Genomic DNA, 15,714 nt, shown 5'->3' with positions numbered 1-15,714 from the left:
GCAGCACTGCCCGCCGGCCTCAGTGCAGCGCGTCGCGACGCGGTGGGTCGACGCCGGGTGGAAGCCTGCCCTTTCCGCGGGCTTCGCCTCCTGGCCCGGAAGCCTGCCCCCGCCGATCCGGCGGAGCCCTCGACCGAGGTGGCGGCTGTCACCTCGGAGGAGGCCTCGCTCCTCATTCGGGGATTTTTGACCATCGCTTGAATGTCTGTTAGCAATTACTGACTTCTTGTCAGTAGCATGTCACAGGGTCAGCCCTGTTCTGCCTTCCCGACCATCACGCCGAAAGTGGCCATCAGCTTGTCCATACGCACCCTCGCGCTGCCCGCGCTCGCCGCATCCGCCCTGCTCACGCTCTACGCTTGCGACCCGACGACGCCGGCAGCCCCTCCAGTCGATCCCACAGCCGCTGCCGCTCAGGCCGCACCCGCCCCGACCGTCGTGAGCCTGCCAGACATCACGCCGGCTCCCACGGGTACCCCGAAGGTGACACCGGCCGCCCCGGCCGCCCCGGCCACCGCAGGCCTGCCAGGCACCACGCCGGCCTCCACGCAGACCCCGAAGGTGACCCTGGTCGCCCCGGCCACCCCGGCCACCCCGGCCACCCCGGCCACCCCGGCCACCCCGGCCACCTCGGCCACCTCGGCCACCTCGGCCACCTCGGTCGCCGCGGGCCCGAAGGCCGACCCGTCCCCGTCGGGGCAGCCCGCTGCGGCCGACACCCCGGACCTCAAGCTGGCCTCCTACAACCAGCAGACCGGCAAAGCCGTCCTCGCCGCCGCCGACACCGCCGCCGGCACCCCCAGTCCGGCAGCCACGGCCGCGGCCACCGCCGCCGTCCGCACCGGTCAGCTGATCGACAGCCCGCCGTCCGCCGCCGCGCCGCGCGGCGCGCTGCTGGCGATCACCGACGTCCAGCCGACCGCAGATGGGAAGGTGGCGGTCAGCACTCGCCCGGCCACCATCTCCGAACTGCTCGGCCAGACCCGGGCCAAGATCCGCACTGCGCTCGACCCGCACAACATCAAGGTCACGCCACAGCTCAAGGACTTCAAGGCCTCCTACGTCCCGAACCCTCACGGCGGCGACGGCGCCGCCTCGGCCGCGCTCAAACTGGACGTGAATGACAGCGTCCCCCTGCCGGGCGGAGCCAAGGCCACCCTCGCCGGCTCGCTCGAACTCGACCCGAGCGTCGACTTCACCTACCAAGGCGGCATTCTCAGCCCCCAACAGGCCAAGGTCGGCTTCGACCTCGGCGCGCACGCCAACTGGCACGTCACCGCCGGCATCAGCGGCTCCACCGGTCCGGTGAAGATCCCGATCGCCAAGCTCACCGCCACCCCCGTGGCCATGGTCGGTCAGGTGCCCGTCGTGATCGTCCTTGACCTCAGCGTCTACGCCGAGGTCTCCGCCGACGGCACCGTCACCGTCGACACCACGCAGTCCTTCGACGGCCAATGGGGCATCCACGCCAACTACACCAAGGCGGGCGGCTGGACCTCCGCCACCGACCCCGGCACCACCACCATCTCCCCGGTCAAGGCCACGTTCTCCGGCCGTGCCAACGTCCGCACCGGCCTGGTCGCCGACGGCTCGGTCGCCCTCTACGACACCCTGGGCGTGAAGGCCACCGTCGAGCCGTACCTGCGGGCCGCGGTGGAGGGCACGGTCAACGTCGACAGCAGCGGCGCCAAGCCGACCGTCGACGGCAAGGCCGGCCTCTACGGCGGTCTGGACGTGAACGGAGCCGTGATGGCCCGCATCGCCATCCTCGGCACCCCGCTCCTGGAGAAGGACCTGCCGTTCCCCATCTACAACCACGAGTGGCCGATCGTGACCCGAGAGGTCGGGAACGCGTCCGAGAGCAACAACCCCACTGCTTCATCAAAGAACTGACGTTGGATCATAACTACAACTCCCCGGGCCGCGCGATTCCGGGCAAACATGTTCAACCGCCTCCACGCCACCATCCAGGAACCCGCCGGAATGAGGTTCCCCCAAGGCCGGGTAGTTAAGGATTTCGGCCGGGGCGCAAGGCAAGGGTCGAGGTACGCCGCAGTGCGCGGAACGCAAGCAACGCGGCCCCGTTGGAGCAGGTGCCGACCAAGACGCCCTGCCCGTGGAGCCGCGTTGTCTGTCCATTCTGCCTCGCTGCCTGGTCCGCCGCGATCGCGGCGGACCCTCGATATCTGACGGCCAATCAGGAAAGTCAGCAAAAAGTCAGCATCAGTACGAGTAGACCCTGCTGTACGCGCGTAAACCTGAGAACGGTTGAACTCTCACGATGTCCGCTCGCTGGTGCGGCACGGGGCTGTGCTCGCTACCTCTTCTGGCTCTGGGCGGTAGCCGCCCTGCTGGCCACGCGCGGCGTCATCGCGCCCGCCGCGCGCACGTTTCCCCGGGTCAGCGCGCATTCCCTCGAGGCTTCAACGGCGTCGACGGCAGCGCCGGAGCAGGCAGGCGCTCCCCGTCGTACCCCTGCACCTCGCCGAAGCGGACCCCCTTCTCCCAGTCTTCTCGTGCTTGTACGATCTCGCTGCTGTCTCGGGCGATGAAGTTCCACCACATGATGATCTGCTCCTCGAAGGGCGTGCCGCCGAGGAGGACGAGGCGGGCGGGGGCGTCGGTGGTGTTGGTGACGGTCAAGGCGGTGGCGCCGGGGGCGAGGTAGCCGAGGTCGCCGCGGTGGAGGGTGGTGTCGGCGAGGCGGACCTCGCCGCGGTCGACCAGGACGCCGTGTTCGAAGGCGGGGTCGACGGCCAGGGTGACGGTGGCGCGCGGGTGGAGGGTGAGTTCGGCGCCGAGGAGCGGCGTGAAGGTCGGCACGGGGGAGGTGCGGCCGGCCAGGGTGCCGAGGAAGACGCGGGCCTCGCCGCCGTCCAGGGCGACGGGCTCGGGGGCGTGGTGGTGGAAGTCGCGTGCGGTGTGGCGGTGTTCGTCGGGCAGGACGACCCAGAGCTGGACGCCGTGCAGCACGGTGGTCGCGGGGGTGGAGACCTCGGAGTGGCAGATGCCGTGGCCGGAGGTCATCAGGTTGAGCTCGCCCGGGCGGACGAAGGCGTGGACGCCGAGGCTGTCCCGGTGCTCGATCTCGCCGGTGAAGAGCCAGCTGACGGTCTGCAGGCCGGTGTGGGGGTGCGGGGCGACGTCCATGCCGCCGGTCAGGGCGACGTCGTCGGGGCCGTAGTGGTCGACGAAGCACCAGGCGCCGATGAGCCGCCGGGAGCCGTGTGGGAGGGTGCGGCGTACGGTCATCGCGCGCGGGCCGCCGAGCGGGACGTCCCGGGCGGACAGGACCTCGACGTACGGCTCCTGCGGCTCCTGCGGTCGGGTGGCGGGGTGCGGCTCGGTCTCGGCGGTGCTCACGGCTGTGGTCCCTCCCATGGTGGATCCCGGTTCATAATAGTTCCAGATTCAACTATTATGGCACGACAGAGTGACGAACGGCAGCGAGCCGATGGTGTCCGTGGGAGTCGAGGAGTTCAGGTGAGTGACGTGACGGTGGTTCCGGCGGAGCGGCGGGTGTTCATCGACAAGCAGAGCCCCAAGGCCTACAAGGCGCTGCTGGCGGCCGCCGAGGCGGCGCGGGCGGTCGCGGCGGAGGCCGGGCTGGACCGGCGGCTGGTGGAGCTGGTCAACCTGCGGGTCTCGCAGATCAACGGCTGCGCCTACTGCCTGAACGTGCACACCCGGGCCGCGCTGCGCGAGGGCGAGTCCACCCAGCGCCTGGGCGTGCTCCCGGCCTGGCGGGACACCGAGCTGTTCACCGCTCGGGAGCGGGCGGCGCTGGCGCTGGCGGAGGCGACCACCGACCCGGCGGACGCGGCCGGGCAGCGGGCCGCCTACGCGCTCGCGCGTGAGGCGCTGACCGAGGAGGAGATCTCGGCGGCGATCTGGGTGGCGATCGCCATCAACTCCTTCAACCGGGTGTCCATCATGAGCAAGCATCCGGTCCGCCCGATTCCGGGGGTGTAGGGCGGGTGGGGCGGCCGTTCGGATCCACCGTTCGGCGTAGTGCCTACGTTGGTGGGAGTGCGATCGGTTCCTTCCGCTGGAAGATGACGGACCGCCGGAAGATGACGGAGTGTCAGGCGTGCGACCAGGCTTTGGTCCGGAGGCGGGCGCGGGCCCGCCGTGGACGAGGGGGTCGCATGGTGTGTCGTACGGTTTCCGCGGTGGCGGCGGCAGTGGTCTGTCTGGCGTCGGCCGCGTCGGCCGCCTCGGCGAGCGCCGTCGAGCAAGGCGGGCGAACGCCGGTCACCACTGTCGCGGACCAGGGCAGGGGCGCTGCCCGGGTGGCGGCCCTGAAGGCGGCGGGGCCGGGGCGGGCGCGGCGATCGCCGAGGTCAGGGACCAGGACGGGGTCTGGCGCGCGGGGACGGGCGTCGCCGACCAGGCCCCGGAGATCCGTCCGTGCGACCTTGCCCGGCTGCTGGTCATCCTCCACGAGGGCGCCACCGCCATGCGCCTCACCGAGGAGGCCCGCGGCGAACTCGCCGAGTTCCCGGAGGACCTGCTCCACCGCGTGGTGGACGGGCTGTTCCACCCGGCCGCCCGGTAGCCCCGTCCGCCGGCGGGGAGCGCCGCGGCGGCGGTGCGCGCCGACCACGGGGCGGCGGAGGCGGAGAATGGCGGGCGTGACAGACATGACGCTCAACCTCTGGCACCAGCCGCTCGGTCCGGGGGCCGCCGAGGTGCTCACCACGGTGTGGGACCGCAACGAGTTGACCGTGCTCATCCTCGCCGAAGGTGCGCTCTCGGAACTACCACCAGGAATCAGCAGGTTGTCGAGGCTGCGCACTCTGGACCTCGGCCACAACCTGTTCACCGAGGTGCCCGCCGAACTCACCGGGCTCACCTGGCTCCGGGACTTCCTCTACCTGCACGACAACCAGCTGACCAGCCTGCCCGAATCGCTCGGGCGGCTCACCCAGCTGCGCTACCTCAACGTCGGCGAGAACCGGCTCACCGAACTCCCGTCCTCCCTCGGGAAGATGGCCCAGCTGGTCGAACTGCGCGCCCAGCACAACCGGCTCACCGCGTTGCCGGAGTCGATCGGCGCGCTCGGGGAGCTGCGTGAACTCTGGTTGCGCGGCAACCGGTTGACCAGTCTGCCGGCCTCCTTCGGGCTGCTGTCCGAACTGCGCGAGCTGGAGCTGCGGGAGAACGCCCTCGCGGAGCTCCCCGTCGTCCTTGCCCGGCTGCCGCGGTTGCGCCGCATCGACCTGCGCAGCAACGAGATCGCCGAGCTGCCCGACTGGCTGGCCGACCCGGCCGCGCTGCCCGCACTGGAGAAGCTCGACCTGCGCTGGAACGACGTACAGGTGTCGGACCGGGTGCGGGAGGCGCTCGCCGAGCGCGGCTGCGTCGTTCTGCGGTAGGACGTTCTGTGGTGAGCCTGGCCGCTGTGAGGCTGCCCGCTGTGGCTGCTCATGAAGATCAACGCGGGCTGCGAAGACCTGATACCGTGGAACGCATGAAGCGCGCTGCACTCGTCACCACGACGCCGGAACAAGTCCCGGCGCGCTGACTGCTGACCAAGTCCGAAGCCCCGGGGCGAGTGCCCCGGGGCTTCGTCGTTCCCGGCTCCACTCGCCCGCGCATCCCGAGTGGAGACCACCCATGAACAAGCAGCTCAAGAACGGCCAGTCCCCGCACGACCACCGCAAGCTCGGCCGCGAGCTGGACCTGTTCGACACCGACCCGCTGATGGGCTCCGGTCTGCCGTACTGGCTGCCCGACGGCGCGGCGATCCGGCACACCCTGGAGGAGTTCATCCGCGGTCGCGAGCGCCGGGCAGGTTACCGCCACGTCTACTCGCCGGTGCTCGGCAAGCGCGAGCTGTACGAGATCTCCGGCCACTGGGACCACTACCGCGACGACATGTTCCCACCCATGGAGCTCGGCTCGGAGGAGATGGTGCTCCGCCCGAGCCTGTGTCCGCACCACGCGCTGATCTTCCGCTCGCGTCCGCACAGCTACCGGGAACTACCGCTGCGGATGGCCGAGTTGGGCGGCATGTACCGCTCCGAGCTGTCCGGTGTGCTCGGCGGGCTGACCAGGGTCCGGGCGATCCAGCTGAACGACGCGCACGTCTTCTGCACCCCCGAGCAGGCCGCCGACGAGGCCGTCGCCGCCCTGGAGCTGATCCGCGAGGCCCACCGCGCGCTCGGCGTCGTGCCGGTCCGTTACCGGCTCTCGCTGCCCGGCGAGGGCGGCAAGTACGTGGCCGATCCGGGACTCTGGCAGCGTGCCACCGCGCTGCTGACCGACGTGCTGGAGCGCTCCGGGGTGCCGTTCGAGGCGGCGGAGGGCGAGGCCGCGTTCTACGGTCCCAAGATCGACGTGCAGATCGCCGACGGCGCCGGGCGCGAGTTCACCCTCTCCACCGTGCAGATCGACTTCCACCAGCCGGAGCGCTTCAACCTGCACTACATCGGCCCGGACGGCGCCAAGCACCGCCCGGTGATGGTGCACCGCAGCGTGATCGGCAGCGTCGAGCGGGTGGTCGCCCACCTGATCGAGCTGTACGGCGGGGCGTTCCCGGCCTGGCTCGCCCCCGCCCAGGTCGTGCTGCTGCCCATCTCCGACGCCGAGCTGCCGCAGGCCGAGCGGCTGCGGCAGCGCTGCCTGGACCTCGGGCTGCGCGCCGAGGTCGCCGGCCCCGAGCACGGCAGCCTCGGCGCCCGGATCCGGGAGGCGCGGCTGGTGCCCTACCAGGCGGTGATCGGCGCCAAGGAGGCCGTGGACGACCGGGTCGCGCTGCGGCTGCGGGACGGCCGCCGGCTGGAACCGGTGCCCGCCGAGGAGGCCTGGTCGCGGATCGGCGCGCTGGTCGCGGACTGCAGCGCCGAGCTGTGGCGGGAGGCCTCCGCCCGGTGAATCGGGAGCATACGTACGACTACTGCGGTGCGCGGTGTGTCGGTGGGGCCGGGGGCGACGGCGGCCCGTCGAGTGGGCGCGGCGGCCGAGTCCGAGGCCGCCGCTGTCCCCAAGGTTCCGGGGGTACCCGTGCGCAGACCGCGCAGGTTCGTCGCTCCCGTCCTCACCGACTGCTCGCCGGGCGCCGACGCGCTCGCCCGCGCCGACCGTCGCGCCCGCGCGGCGCAGCAGCCGGCCGACCGGACACTGCTGCTGGAGGAGCACCAGGACTTCGACGACGCCATGCGCGAGCTGCGGGTCTTCCGCAGCTGAGCGCCCCGGACGCCGCCGGCCGCCGGGGGGGTGGGCCCCCGGCGGCCGGCCTGACCTTCGGGAGCACCTCCGGCGGTCAGTAGGACTGCAGCTCGATCAAGTGGCCCTCGGGATCGCGCAGATGGGCACTGCGCAGGGTGGGGCCCCACTCCGGGCGGTCGGTGGCCGGGGCGACGAGGACGCCGCCGTGTTCGAGGCAGAGGGCGAGCGCCTTGTCCACGTCGCCGACCCGGAGGACCAGCATCGCGGCGTCCTGGGCGGAGGCGGCGGGGCGGCTGGGCAGGCCGTCGGTGCCCAGGGCGGCGGCCATCGCGGCGCGGTCGTAGAGCACCAGGACGGCCTGCTCCTCGACGTCCCAGTTGGCGTACGGGCCCTCGGGCGCGCCCTTGACCAGGTTGGCGCCGGTGAGCGGGGGCAGGACCGCGCGGTAGAAGTCGAAGCACTCGGCGAAGCGGGTGACGAGCAGGCGCGGGTACAGGGCGTCCACGGTCGAACTCCTGGGATCGAAAACAGTGGGTCGAAACCCACTATAGGGAAGGACCCTAGAATGACACCATGGCCTCCGAGACCCCCGCCCCGTCCGACGGACTGCCGCCGACCCTGATGGACCTCAGCACCTTCCTGCTCGCCCGGATCGGGCGGACCGCGCGCGGCCGGCTCGGCGAGCAGCTGGCCGAACGCGGCCTGCGGCTCTGGGACATGGCGGTGCTCGCGGCGCTCGCCGACTTCGGGCCGCAGGCGCAGCGGGACCTGGTGCGGCGGCTGGGCATCGACCCGAGCGACCTCGCGAAGGTCGCCGACCAGCTGGGCGCGGCGGGGTACGTCGAACGCAGTCGGGACCAGGCGGACCGGCGGCGGGTCTCGGTCTCCGTCACCGCGGCCGGGCGGGCGCTGCTGGCCGAACTGGAGGCGCAGGCCCGGGTGGTGCAGGACGAGGTGCTGGCGCCGCTGGACGAGGGGGAGCGGCGGGTGCTGCAAGGGCTGCTGCGGCGGGTGAACGAGGGGATGGCGGAGCGGCGCGGGGCGGTCTGAAGTCAGGCGGCCGGCGGTGCCGGGCGGCGGCCACCCGCGAACTCGCCCGCCCAGCGCGGGAGGTCGAGCACCTTCTCCACCCGGGCGACCAGCGTGCCGGTGCGCTCGGCGTGGATCATCGCGCCGTCGCCCGCGTAGATGCCGACGTGGTGCAGCGGGGCGTCGGGCCGGGAGAAGAACAGCAGGTCGCCGGGGGCGAGGGCGTCGCGTTCGACCGGCGCACTGCGGTTGAACTGGGCGACGGTGTAGTGCCCGAGCTCGACGGTGCCGTGGCTGGCGCGGTACCAGCAGTAGAGGGACAGGCCGCTGCAGTCGAAGCCGACCGTGCTCTCGCCCAGGCAGACACCGTTGAGGTAGCCGTTGTCCGCGTCGCAGAAGCCGAGGCCCGGCCCCAGCCGGTCGCCGCCGCCCCAGGCGTACGGGACGCCGATCTGCGCGGCGGCCACGGCGGCGACCCGCAGACCCAGGGCGGCGGCGGGCTCGGACGGGGGTGCGGCGTGGGCGGGTTGGACCGCGGGGGCGAGCGCCGGGACGAGGCCCGCGCCGAGGGCGAGGCCGAGCACGCGGCGGCGTCGGACTCCAGAGGCCTGGGTGCGGCCGGGCGGTTGGGGCTCCATGGGTGGACTCCCGGGGCTGGTGGCGGCGTTGACCGCGGTGGTGGTCGCCCTGTTGGCGTGGGCGGCCACCAGGATCGCGGTCCGGCGGCTCCGACCGCCATCACCCGCACAGGTGAATCGCGGTCACACGCGCCTTGGCCGGGCCGGGAGTTCCCCGGAAAACGGTTTGACGCTCGTTCGCGAGGGGCCAACGATGGGCGCGAACGTTCGGTCACCATCCATCGGAGGCCCTGATGAGCAATGCCGTCAAGCTGGTCCGCAGCACCCGTCTGACCCCGGCCGTCGACTACGCCTACGCGGCGGTCGCCGACGCCCCGGCCCGCTCGCTCTGGCTCGCCGGCGCCTGCCCGCTGGACGCGGAGGGGCATACGGTCGCCGTCGGTGACTACGAGGGTCAGGCGCACCAGGTCATGCGTAACCTGATAACCGTGCTGGAGGACACGGGCGCGGGGCTCACGGACATCGTCCGGACCACCGTCTACGTGGCCTCGAGCGATCGGGCGGACCTGGTGAAGGTCTGGAACGTGTACCGGGACCACATGGGGGAGCACGACGCCCCCAGCACGCTGCTCGGCGTCACGGTGCTCGGCTACCCGGACCAGCTGGTGGAGGTGGAGGCCGTGGCCGTGCTGCCCTGACGGCGCCGGTGGGTCCCGGCGTTCAGGAGTTCGCGTCGGCGAGCAGGGCGTCCAGCTTCCGGTAGCCATGGACCACGCCGTGCTCCATGCCGCTGGCCAGGATCGCGTCCTGGGCCGCCAGGCTGTCGACCACCGGCAGCACGGTGACGCGGGTGCGGCCCTCGCCGGCGGGTTCGAAGACGGCGGTGTCCAGCGAGACTCCGTCCGGCACGCCCTCGAAGGTGAAGGTCTGGACGAGCCGGGTGGCCGGCCGGACTTCGTGGAAGGAGCCGTAGAAGGCGGCGATCTCCTGGCCCTCGCGGCGCATGGAGTAGCGGTAGTGGCCGCCGGTGCGGCCGTCTCAGTCGTCGATCTTCATGTCGAGGTCGTCGGGGCCGAGCCACAGGGCGACCAGCTGCGGCTCGATCCAGGCCCGGAACACCTGCTCCTGCGGGGCGTCGAACTCGCGGACGATCCGGATGGTGGGCAGCCCCGGGTCCGCTTCGATCCGGGTCTCGTGGCCGGGGGCGGAGGTCATGACGGGGCTCCTTCGGTGTGCTGGGGTCGGTTGGGGTGGGGCTGGATGCCGGCACTCGCAGGATCGGTCGAGCACGGACACGGACACGGGGACGGGGACGGGGACGGGGCTGGGACCGGGTGTACGTCGGTGTCCGGGGCGGTGTCGCTCTCGCCCATTGCCGCGAGCACGGCGTCCAGGTGGCTGAAGCGTGCCTCGGCCTGGCGGCGGTAGCGTTCGATCCAGCTCGTCATCACGTCGAACACCTGCGGCTCCAGGTGGCAGGGCCGCCGTTGGGCGTCCCGGCTGCGGCTGACCCGCCCGGCCGCCGCAGTCGGTTTTTCGAGGCCACGGTGGCCAATAAGAAACCGATCGTTCGGTTTCTTTTAGATGGCGTTCGAGGAAGGAGGTATTCGTCGGCGGATCGCCCAGGAGGTGCGGCTTCCGGCAGCCGGTCGGGAACCTGACAGGCCGTTGGTGGCGCGGAAGGCGCAGGTGGAGGGAGGGATCGATCGGGCTGATGACCCGACATCGTCGTGTTGCCCGTGGGCAGCCCGCAGCTAGGGTACGGGGGGTTTGGTTTTGTTTTCCGGGGCTCAGGGCGGGGTGGTTGCGGTGGTACGGCAGGAACGGGCGCTCCGGACGCGTCGGCTGATCCTGGAGGCCGCGGCGTCGGTCTTCGACGAGTTCGGATACGAGGGCGCCACCATCGGGGAGGTGGTCTCCCGGGCCGGGGTGACGCGCGGTGCGGTGTACTTCCACTTCGCCTCGAAGCGGGATCTCGCGCGAGGTGTCGTCGAGGAGCAGTTCGTCCAGGACGGAGTGCCGGAACGGAACTGCAAACTCCAGGAGTTCGTGGACACCGGGATGGTGGTCGCGCACCTGATGCCGCGTGACCCCCTGCTCAGTGCGGGCGCCCGGCTCTCGCTCGGCCAGGGCGTTTTCGAGGAGTTCGGCGGTGGGGCGATCCCCGGTTGGATCAGCCGGATGGAAGCGCTGCTGACCACCGCCGGCGAGCGCGGCGAACTGCTGCCGCACGTCGTCCCGGCCGACACGGCCTGGCTGATCACCGCCGCCTGGACGGGTGTTCAGATCCAGTCCCAGAAGCTCTGCGGCCGGGCCGACCTGGAACTGCGGGTGTCCGGCCTGTTCCAGCACCTGATGCCGAGCGTCGCGGTGCCCGGCGTGCTCGGTTCGCTGCGGATGGGACCGGACCGCGGCGCCCGGGTGGTCGCCGAGGTCGCGGCGGCCCGGGTGGCGGAGGAGGGCGGCGAAGCGGCGTCGGCGGGGGCGCGGCCGCGGGTCGAGGCGGTCGCGGGCGGGGTCGGCGTGGGCTGACCGCTTCGGCCCGGCCGGCGAGGTTCCGGCCGTAAGAGCCCCTGACCGTTGGTGGGTCGAGCGGGGCGAGGCCTGCTGCGGCGGAATGGCGGACTGGCGGACTGGCGGACGTGCGCGACTTCGGGCACTGGCCGGTATGGGCCACCGGGCGACGGACGGCGGCGAGCACCCGCTCGCCGCCCGCGCGTTCGGCGAGGCACTGGCCCTCCGGCGCGGCGACGGCCTTCGCGGAGGTCCCGATCAGAGGTCAACTCGCCGTCACGGCAGAGGTGTTGGTGAATGTCCCCGGTTCTGCGCGCCGGACCAGCGGATCGAGGCCGACCTGCGGCTCGGCCACCACCGGGTCCTGCCGGCCGAACAGAGCGTCCTGGTCGACCGGCACCGCACCCACGAGAGCCTGCACGGCCAGGACGTGAGCACTCGCGAGTCTGACCGGACCCACCCGGGCTGCCCGCGGCGGACAGGTCGAATGTCAGTGCGGCTCGCCATGATGGCGGTATGAAGGACGCAGCCACCACGGTCATCCCCGCCGCCCTGGCCTCCCCCGAGGCCTACGCCGACGCCGTCGCCACCGCCGTACGGGCCGCCGCGGCGTACTACGCCGACGGCTCCACCCCGCTCGGCGACGACGAGTACGACGCCCTGCTCCGGGCGGTCGAGGCCTACGAGCGCGAGCACCCCGACCAGGTGCTGCCCGAGTCGCCCATCGGCAAGGTGGCCGGCGGCGCGGTCGTCGGCGACGTCCCGCACAGCACGCCGATGCTCTCGCTCGACAACGTCTTCTCCGCCGAGGAGCTGGAGTCCTGGGCCGCCGGGCTGGAGCGCAGGCTCGGCCGGCCGGTCGCCGCCTGGTGCGTCGAACCCAAGCTGGACGGCCTCGCCGTCGCCGCCCGCTACCGGGAGGGCCGCCTGCACCAGGTGCTCACCCGGGGCGACGGCCTGGCCGGGGAGGACATCACCCACGCGGCCGAGGCCGTGCTCGGCCTGCCCGCCAGGCTCGCGGAGGCGCTCGACGTCGAACTGCGCGGCGAGGTGCTGCTCACCCACGAGCAGTTCGAACGGGCCAACGCCGTGCGCACCGCCCACGGCGCCACCCCCTTCGCCCATCCGCGCAGCGGCGCCGCAGGCGCCCTGCGCGCCAAGGACCGCGCCTACCGGGTCGAGCTGACCTTCTTCGGTTACGACGCCCACGGCCTGCCCGGCCTCGGCCACGCCGAACTGCTCACCCGCCTCGCCGAACTCGGCGCCAACACCGCCGCCAGCACCCAGGCCGCGCCCCTTCGCTGCGCCACCCTCGCCGAGGCCGAGCATCGGATCGAGGAGATCGCCGCCCTGCGCGCCGCGCTGCCGTTCGGGATCGACGGCGTCGTGGTCAAGGCGGACGCGGTCGCCGACCAGGAGGCGGCCGGTTCCGGCTCCCGGGCGCCGCGCTGGGCGGTGGCCCGCAAGCTCCAGGCCCAGCACAAGGTCACCCGGCTGCTCGGCGTGGAGTGGAACGTCGGCCGCACCGGCATCATCGCGCCTCGCGCGGTGCTCGGCCCGGTGGTGATCGACGGCGTCACCGTCACCTACGCGACCCTGCACAACCCCGCCGACATCGAGCGCCGCGGGCTGATGATCGGCGACCAGGTCTTCGTCTACCGCGCCGGGGACGTCATCCCGCGGGTGGAGGCGCCGCTGGTCGACGAGCGCACCGGTGCCGAGCAACCGATCGTCTTTCCCGAGGCCTGCCCGCGCTGCGGCGACGCCATCGACCGCGCGGAGCAGCGCTGGCGCTGCGTGCGCGGCCGGGGCTGCCAGGCCGTCGCCTCGGTGATCTACGCGGCCGGGCGCGACCAGCTCGACATCGAGGGCCTCGGCGGCACTCGGGCCGTCCAGCTGGTCGAGTCCGGACTGGTCGCCGACCTCGCCGACTTGTTCACCCTGACCAAGGAGCAGCTGCTCACTCTGGAGCGGATGGGCGACACCAGCGCCGACAACCTGCTCGCCGCCATCGAAGCCGCCCGCAGCCGCCCGCTGAACCGGGTGTTCTGCGCCCTCGGCATCCGGGGCACCGGGCGGACGATGTCGCGCCGGATCGCCGCCCACTTCGGCAGCATGGCCGCGATCCGGGCCGCCGATGCCGTGGCGCTGGCGGGCGTGGACGGCATCGGGGCGGAGAAGGCGGCCGTGATCGTCGCCGAACTGGCTGATGTGGCGGGGCTGTTGGACCGGATGGCGGTGCAGGGGCTGGGGACGCAGGTGTCCGAGCCGGTCGTCGTGGCGGCCGCGGCGGTCCGAGCCGCTGCGACCGCCACGGGCGAGGGCGCTGCGGGCGAGAACGCCGCGGCCGGCGGCGCGGCGGCTGGACCGCCGGCCGGACCGCTGGCCGGACAGAGCGTCGTGGTGACCGGCAGCATGACCGGAGCCCTGGCCGACCTCTCCCGCAACGAGATGAACGAGCTGATCGAGCGCGCGGGCGGAAAGGCCTCCTCCTCGGTGTCCAAGCGCACCAGCCTGCTGGTCGCGGGAGAGAAGGCGGGCTCCAAGCGCGTCAAGGCGGAGGAACTCGGCGTGCCGATCAGCGCCCCCGAGGAGTTCGCCGTCCTGGTGGCCGACTTCCTGGGCTGAGCCACCCGCCGAGCCCGTGGCCGGGACGCACGGCGCGGGTGCCACGGAGGGGTGCCACGGCGGGGGTTCCGCCCGGGGCGTGTGGGGTGGGGCGTGCGCGGGTTAGATCGTGGGTGGCATGGGTGAGGTAGGAGCCGGTGCGGTAAGGTGACCGACGCTGAACACGACCGCGAGCCAGGGAGGTGAGACCCATTACCGGTATGTCCGAGCGGGTGCTCCCGGAGCGCGGCCGTGCGGGCGCACCGCGCGCGTAGCGCGGGCGCACCGACGCGGCGTCGGCCCTGGCGGGAGCCCTGACGGAGTCCTCCGTTCTCCTCCCGTCCTCCCCAAGGGGTCCCCTTTGCCCGTCTTCGCCTCCATCCCTCTCCGTTCCTCGGTCGTCTCCCAACTGCGCTCCGCCGGTTGCGTGTTCGCCGAGGACGAGGCGCGCATCCTGCTCACCGCCGCTGCCACCACCGCCGAACTCGCCGCCATGGTCCGCGCCCGCGCCCAGGGCCGACCGCTCGAACACGTCGTCGGCTGGGCCGAGTTCGCCGGCCTGCGGATCTCCGTCGACCCCGGCGTGTTCGTCCCGCGCCGGCGCAGCGAGTTCCTGGCCGCCGAGGCCGCCCGGCTCGCCGGCCCCGGCGCGGTGGTGGTCGACCTGTGCTGCGGCAGCGGCGCTCTCGGCGCCGCCGTCGCGGCCACGGCCGGGCACCCCGTCGAGCTGTACGCGGCTGACGTGGACCCGAGTGCCGTCCGATGCGCCCGCCGCAACCTGGCCGGGACGGGCGCCCAGGTCTTCGAGGGCGACCTCTTCGCCGCCCTGCCCGACGGGCTGCGCGGCCGGATGGAGGTGCTGATCGCCAACGTCCCGTACGTACCGACGGGCGACATCGAGTTGCTGCCGCCCGAGGCGCGGCTGCACGAGGCCCGGCCCGCGCTGGACGGCGGAGCGGACGGGCTGGACGTGCTGCGCCGGGTGGCCGCGGCGGCGCCGCAGTGGCTGGTGCCCGGTGGGGCGCTGCTGTTCGAGACCAGTGAGCGGCAGGCGGCCGGCGCCCTGGCGGTGGCGCGGGCGGCGGGCCTGACGGCGGCGGTGAGCCGCGAGGAGGAGCTGGACGCCACGGTGGTCACGGCGACCCTGGGCTGACCTGCGGCGGATCCCGCAGGGCTGCCGGTCCGCCGCTGCGGAGGCGGCACCCCGCCGGGCCACCGGCGCCCCGCCCGGCCACCGGACCCCCGTACCGGTGGCCGGACGGCCGTACGGCTCAGAGCTTGGCGCCGTACACGTGGTCGACCGGGACGGTGAGCAGCACCCGGCGGTCGGCGACCATCGCCGCGCGGTACTCCGCCCAGTCGGGGTGCTCCCCGGCGGCCCGGCGGTAGTAGTCCACCAGCGCCTCGACCTCGGGCCCGTTGGGGTCGGTGCCCGGACCGGTGAGGGTGGCGACGCCCTCGGCGGTGGCCCAGGACCGTCCGTCCGGCCCGGTCACCTCCAGGCTGACCCGCGGGTCGCGGCGCAGGTTCGCGGTCTTCGCCAGCCCCTCCCGGGTGGAGATCAGGATGACGTTCGCCTCGCGGTCGTAGAAGGGCAGGACCGGGGAGAGCTGGGGCCGGCCGTCCGCCTTGATGGTGGCGAGGATGCCGAGGCGGCTCTGCGCGAGCAGGGCGTACGGGTCATGAGCAGTGGCGGTCATGCGAGCAATCATCGAGCCTCACACCGGTGTGAAGGTCAAGGCCCGGCAGGCGTGTTGCCACCCGTTGACACCGAAAGGCGGGGATCCGGGGAATCGCCGGTGGCGGGGCAGGG

18 protein-coding genes are annotated in these 15,714 nt (G+C 72.9%); 12 read left to right on the top strand and 6 right to left on the bottom strand.

Annotated features, from left to right (window positions below; genetic code table 11):
* Positions 1-297: 297 nt before the first annotated feature.
* Positions 298-1,893, top strand: coding sequence for a hypothetical protein (locus tag ACH4J0_RS02795; protein ID WP_396235884.1), 1,596 nt, complete (start codon positions 298-300; stop codon positions 1,891-1,893).
* Between the two features lie 507 nt (positions 1,894-2,400).
* Here ACH4J0_RS02795 and ACH4J0_RS02790 read toward each other — a convergent pair.
* Positions 2,401-3,363, bottom strand: a complete 963-nt coding sequence (locus ACH4J0_RS02790) for a pirin family protein (protein WP_396235883.1) — start codon at positions 3,361-3,363, stop codon at positions 2,401-2,403.
* A gap of 120 nt (positions 3,364-3,483) precedes the next feature.
* Here ACH4J0_RS02790 and ACH4J0_RS02785 point away from each other — a divergent pair, with 120 nt between their 5' ends.
* The 5 genes from ACH4J0_RS02785 (at position 3,484) to ACH4J0_RS02765 (ending at position 7,191) form a co-directional block, all read left to right on the top strand.
* A complete protein-coding gene (locus tag ACH4J0_RS02785) occupies positions 3,484-3,972 on the top strand; it encodes a carboxymuconolactone decarboxylase family protein (protein WP_396235882.1) in 489 nt (162 codons plus the stop codon).
* A 181-nt stretch (positions 3,973-4,153) separates the two neighbouring features.
* Positions 4,154-4,558, top strand: a complete 405-nt coding sequence (locus ACH4J0_RS02780; protein WP_396235881.1) for a hypothetical protein — start codon at positions 4,154-4,156, stop codon at positions 4,556-4,558.
* Between the two features lie 67 nt (positions 4,559-4,625).
* A complete protein-coding gene (locus ACH4J0_RS02775; protein WP_396235880.1) occupies positions 4,626-5,378 on the top strand; it encodes a leucine-rich repeat domain-containing protein in 753 nt (250 codons plus the stop codon).
* A gap of 241 nt (positions 5,379-5,619) precedes the next feature.
* The gene (thrS, locus tag ACH4J0_RS02770; RefSeq protein WP_396235879.1) at positions 5,620-6,879 is read left to right on the top strand and encodes a threonine--tRNA ligase; all 1,260 of its coding nucleotides are present in this window, start codon (positions 5,620-5,622) and stop codon (positions 6,877-6,879) included.
* A 129-nt stretch (positions 6,880-7,008) separates the two neighbouring features.
* A complete protein-coding gene (locus ACH4J0_RS02765) occupies positions 7,009-7,191 on the top strand; it encodes a hypothetical protein (protein ID WP_396235878.1) in 183 nt (60 codons plus the stop codon).
* 76 nt (positions 7,192-7,267) lie between these two features.
* On the opposite strand, the gene ACH4J0_RS02760 is transcribed toward ACH4J0_RS02765, so the two are convergent.
* A complete protein-coding gene (locus ACH4J0_RS02760; protein WP_396235877.1) occupies positions 7,268-7,678 on the bottom strand; it encodes a VOC family protein in 411 nt (136 codons plus the stop codon).
* Between the two features lie 68 nt (positions 7,679-7,746).
* Here ACH4J0_RS02760 and ACH4J0_RS02755 point away from each other — a divergent pair, with 68 nt between their 5' ends.
* Entirely contained in the window at positions 7,747-8,223 is a 477-nt protein-coding gene (locus ACH4J0_RS02755) for a MarR family winged helix-turn-helix transcriptional regulator (RefSeq protein ID WP_396235876.1), read from the top strand.
* A gap of 2 nt (positions 8,224-8,225) precedes the next feature.
* Here ACH4J0_RS02755 and ACH4J0_RS02750 read toward each other — a convergent pair whose 3' ends face one another.
* Positions 8,226-8,840, bottom strand: a complete 615-nt coding sequence (locus ACH4J0_RS02750; RefSeq protein WP_396235875.1) for a C40 family peptidase — start codon at positions 8,838-8,840, stop codon at positions 8,226-8,228.
* A gap of 233 nt (positions 8,841-9,073) precedes the next feature.
* Between ACH4J0_RS02750 and ACH4J0_RS02745 the strand changes: the two genes are divergently transcribed.
* Positions 9,074-9,478, top strand: coding sequence for a RidA family protein (locus ACH4J0_RS02745; RefSeq protein ID WP_396235874.1), 405 nt, complete (start codon positions 9,074-9,076; stop codon positions 9,476-9,478).
* Positions 9,479-9,500: 22 nt separating this feature from the next.
* On the opposite strand, the gene ACH4J0_RS02740 is transcribed toward ACH4J0_RS02745, so the two are convergent.
* Positions 9,501-9,785 carry an SRPBCC domain-containing protein gene (locus ACH4J0_RS02740; RefSeq protein WP_396235873.1) on the bottom strand — a complete coding sequence of 95 codons (285 nt, stop codon included), beginning with the start codon at positions 9,783-9,785 and terminating at the stop codon, positions 9,501-9,503.
* Between the two features lie 33 nt (positions 9,786-9,818).
* Positions 9,819-9,995, bottom strand: coding sequence for a hypothetical protein (locus ACH4J0_RS02735; RefSeq protein ID WP_396235872.1), 177 nt, complete (start codon positions 9,993-9,995; stop codon positions 9,819-9,821).
* A gap of 594 nt (positions 9,996-10,589) precedes the next feature.
* Between ACH4J0_RS02735 and ACH4J0_RS02730 the strand changes: the two genes are divergently transcribed.
* The 4 genes from ACH4J0_RS02730 (at position 10,590) to ACH4J0_RS02715 (ending at position 15,054) form a co-directional block, all read left to right on the top strand.
* The gene (locus ACH4J0_RS02730; RefSeq protein WP_396235871.1) at positions 10,590-11,312 is read left to right on the top strand and encodes a ScbR family autoregulator-binding transcription factor; all 723 of its coding nucleotides are present in this window, start codon (positions 10,590-10,592) and stop codon (positions 11,310-11,312) included.
* Positions 11,313-11,397: 85 nt separating this feature from the next.
* Positions 11,398-11,814 (top strand): BTAD domain-containing putative transcriptional regulator, encoded by a 417-nt coding sequence (locus ACH4J0_RS02725; RefSeq protein ID WP_396235870.1) that lies wholly within the window; start codon positions 11,398-11,400, stop codon positions 11,812-11,814.
* Positions 11,811-13,922: an NAD-dependent DNA ligase LigA gene (gene ligA, locus ACH4J0_RS02720; RefSeq protein WP_396235869.1), complete on the top strand. Its 2,112-nt coding sequence runs from the start codon at positions 11,811-11,813 to the stop codon at positions 13,920-13,922. Before ACH4J0_RS02725 ends, ligA begins: the two co-directional genes overlap by 4 nt.
* Before the next feature lie 340 nt (positions 13,923-14,262).
* On the top strand, positions 14,263-15,054 hold the full coding sequence (locus ACH4J0_RS02715; RefSeq protein ID WP_396235868.1) for a putative protein N(5)-glutamine methyltransferase: 792 nt from the start codon (positions 14,263-14,265) through the stop codon (positions 15,052-15,054).
* Between the two features lie 118 nt (positions 15,055-15,172).
* Here the strand turns inward: ACH4J0_RS02715 and ACH4J0_RS02710 are convergent, their stop codons facing one another.
* Positions 15,173-15,601 (bottom strand): PPOX class F420-dependent oxidoreductase, encoded by a 429-nt coding sequence (locus tag ACH4J0_RS02710; protein ID WP_396235867.1) that lies wholly within the window; start codon positions 15,599-15,601, stop codon positions 15,173-15,175.
* Positions 15,602-15,714 lie beyond the last annotated feature (113 nt).

The sequence above is a fragment of the Kitasatospora sp. NPDC017646 genome, from assembly GCF_044329365.1.
In the GTDB taxonomy this organism is placed as follows: domain Bacteria; phylum Actinomycetota; class Actinomycetes; order Streptomycetales; family Streptomycetaceae; genus Kitasatospora.
Note: the sequence above shows the minus strand (reverse complement) of the source record. Positions and strands in the feature narration are given on the sequence as shown.

Bases quoted from the DNA above. Each gene is read 5' to 3' on its own strand.
- ACH4J0_RS02745 (WP_396235874.1), top strand. From the start codon at position 9,074: ATGAGCAATGCCGTCAAGCTGGTCCGCAGCACCCGTCTGACCCCGGCC.
- ACH4J0_RS02775 (WP_396235880.1), top strand. From the start codon at position 4,626: ATGGCGGGCGTGACAGACATGACGCTCAACCTCTGGCACCAGCCGCTC.
- ligA (WP_396235869.1), top strand. From the start codon at position 11,811: ATGAAGGACGCAGCCACCACGGTCATCCCCGCCGCCCTGGCCTCCCCC.
- ACH4J0_RS02710 (WP_396235867.1), bottom strand. From the start codon at position 15,601: ATGACCGCCACTGCTCATGACCCGTACGCCCTGCTCGCGCAGAGCCGC.
- ACH4J0_RS02725 (WP_396235870.1), top strand. From the start codon at position 11,398: ATGGCGGACTGGCGGACTGGCGGACGTGCGCGACTTCGGGCACTGGCC.
- ACH4J0_RS02755 (WP_396235876.1), top strand. From the start codon at position 7,747: ATGGCCTCCGAGACCCCCGCCCCGTCCGACGGACTGCCGCCGACCCTG.
- ACH4J0_RS02750 (WP_396235875.1), bottom strand. From the start codon at position 8,840: ATGGAGCCCCAACCGCCCGGCCGCACCCAGGCCTCTGGAGTCCGACGC.
- thrS (WP_396235879.1), top strand. From the start codon at position 5,620: ATGAACAAGCAGCTCAAGAACGGCCAGTCCCCGCACGACCACCGCAAG.
- ACH4J0_RS02735 (WP_396235872.1), bottom strand. From the start codon at position 9,995: ATGACCTCCGCCCCCGGCCACGAGACCCGGATCGAAGCGGACCCGGGG.
- ACH4J0_RS02740 (WP_396235873.1), bottom strand. From the start codon at position 9,785: ATGCGCCGCGAGGGCCAGGAGATCGCCGCCTTCTACGGCTCCTTCCAC.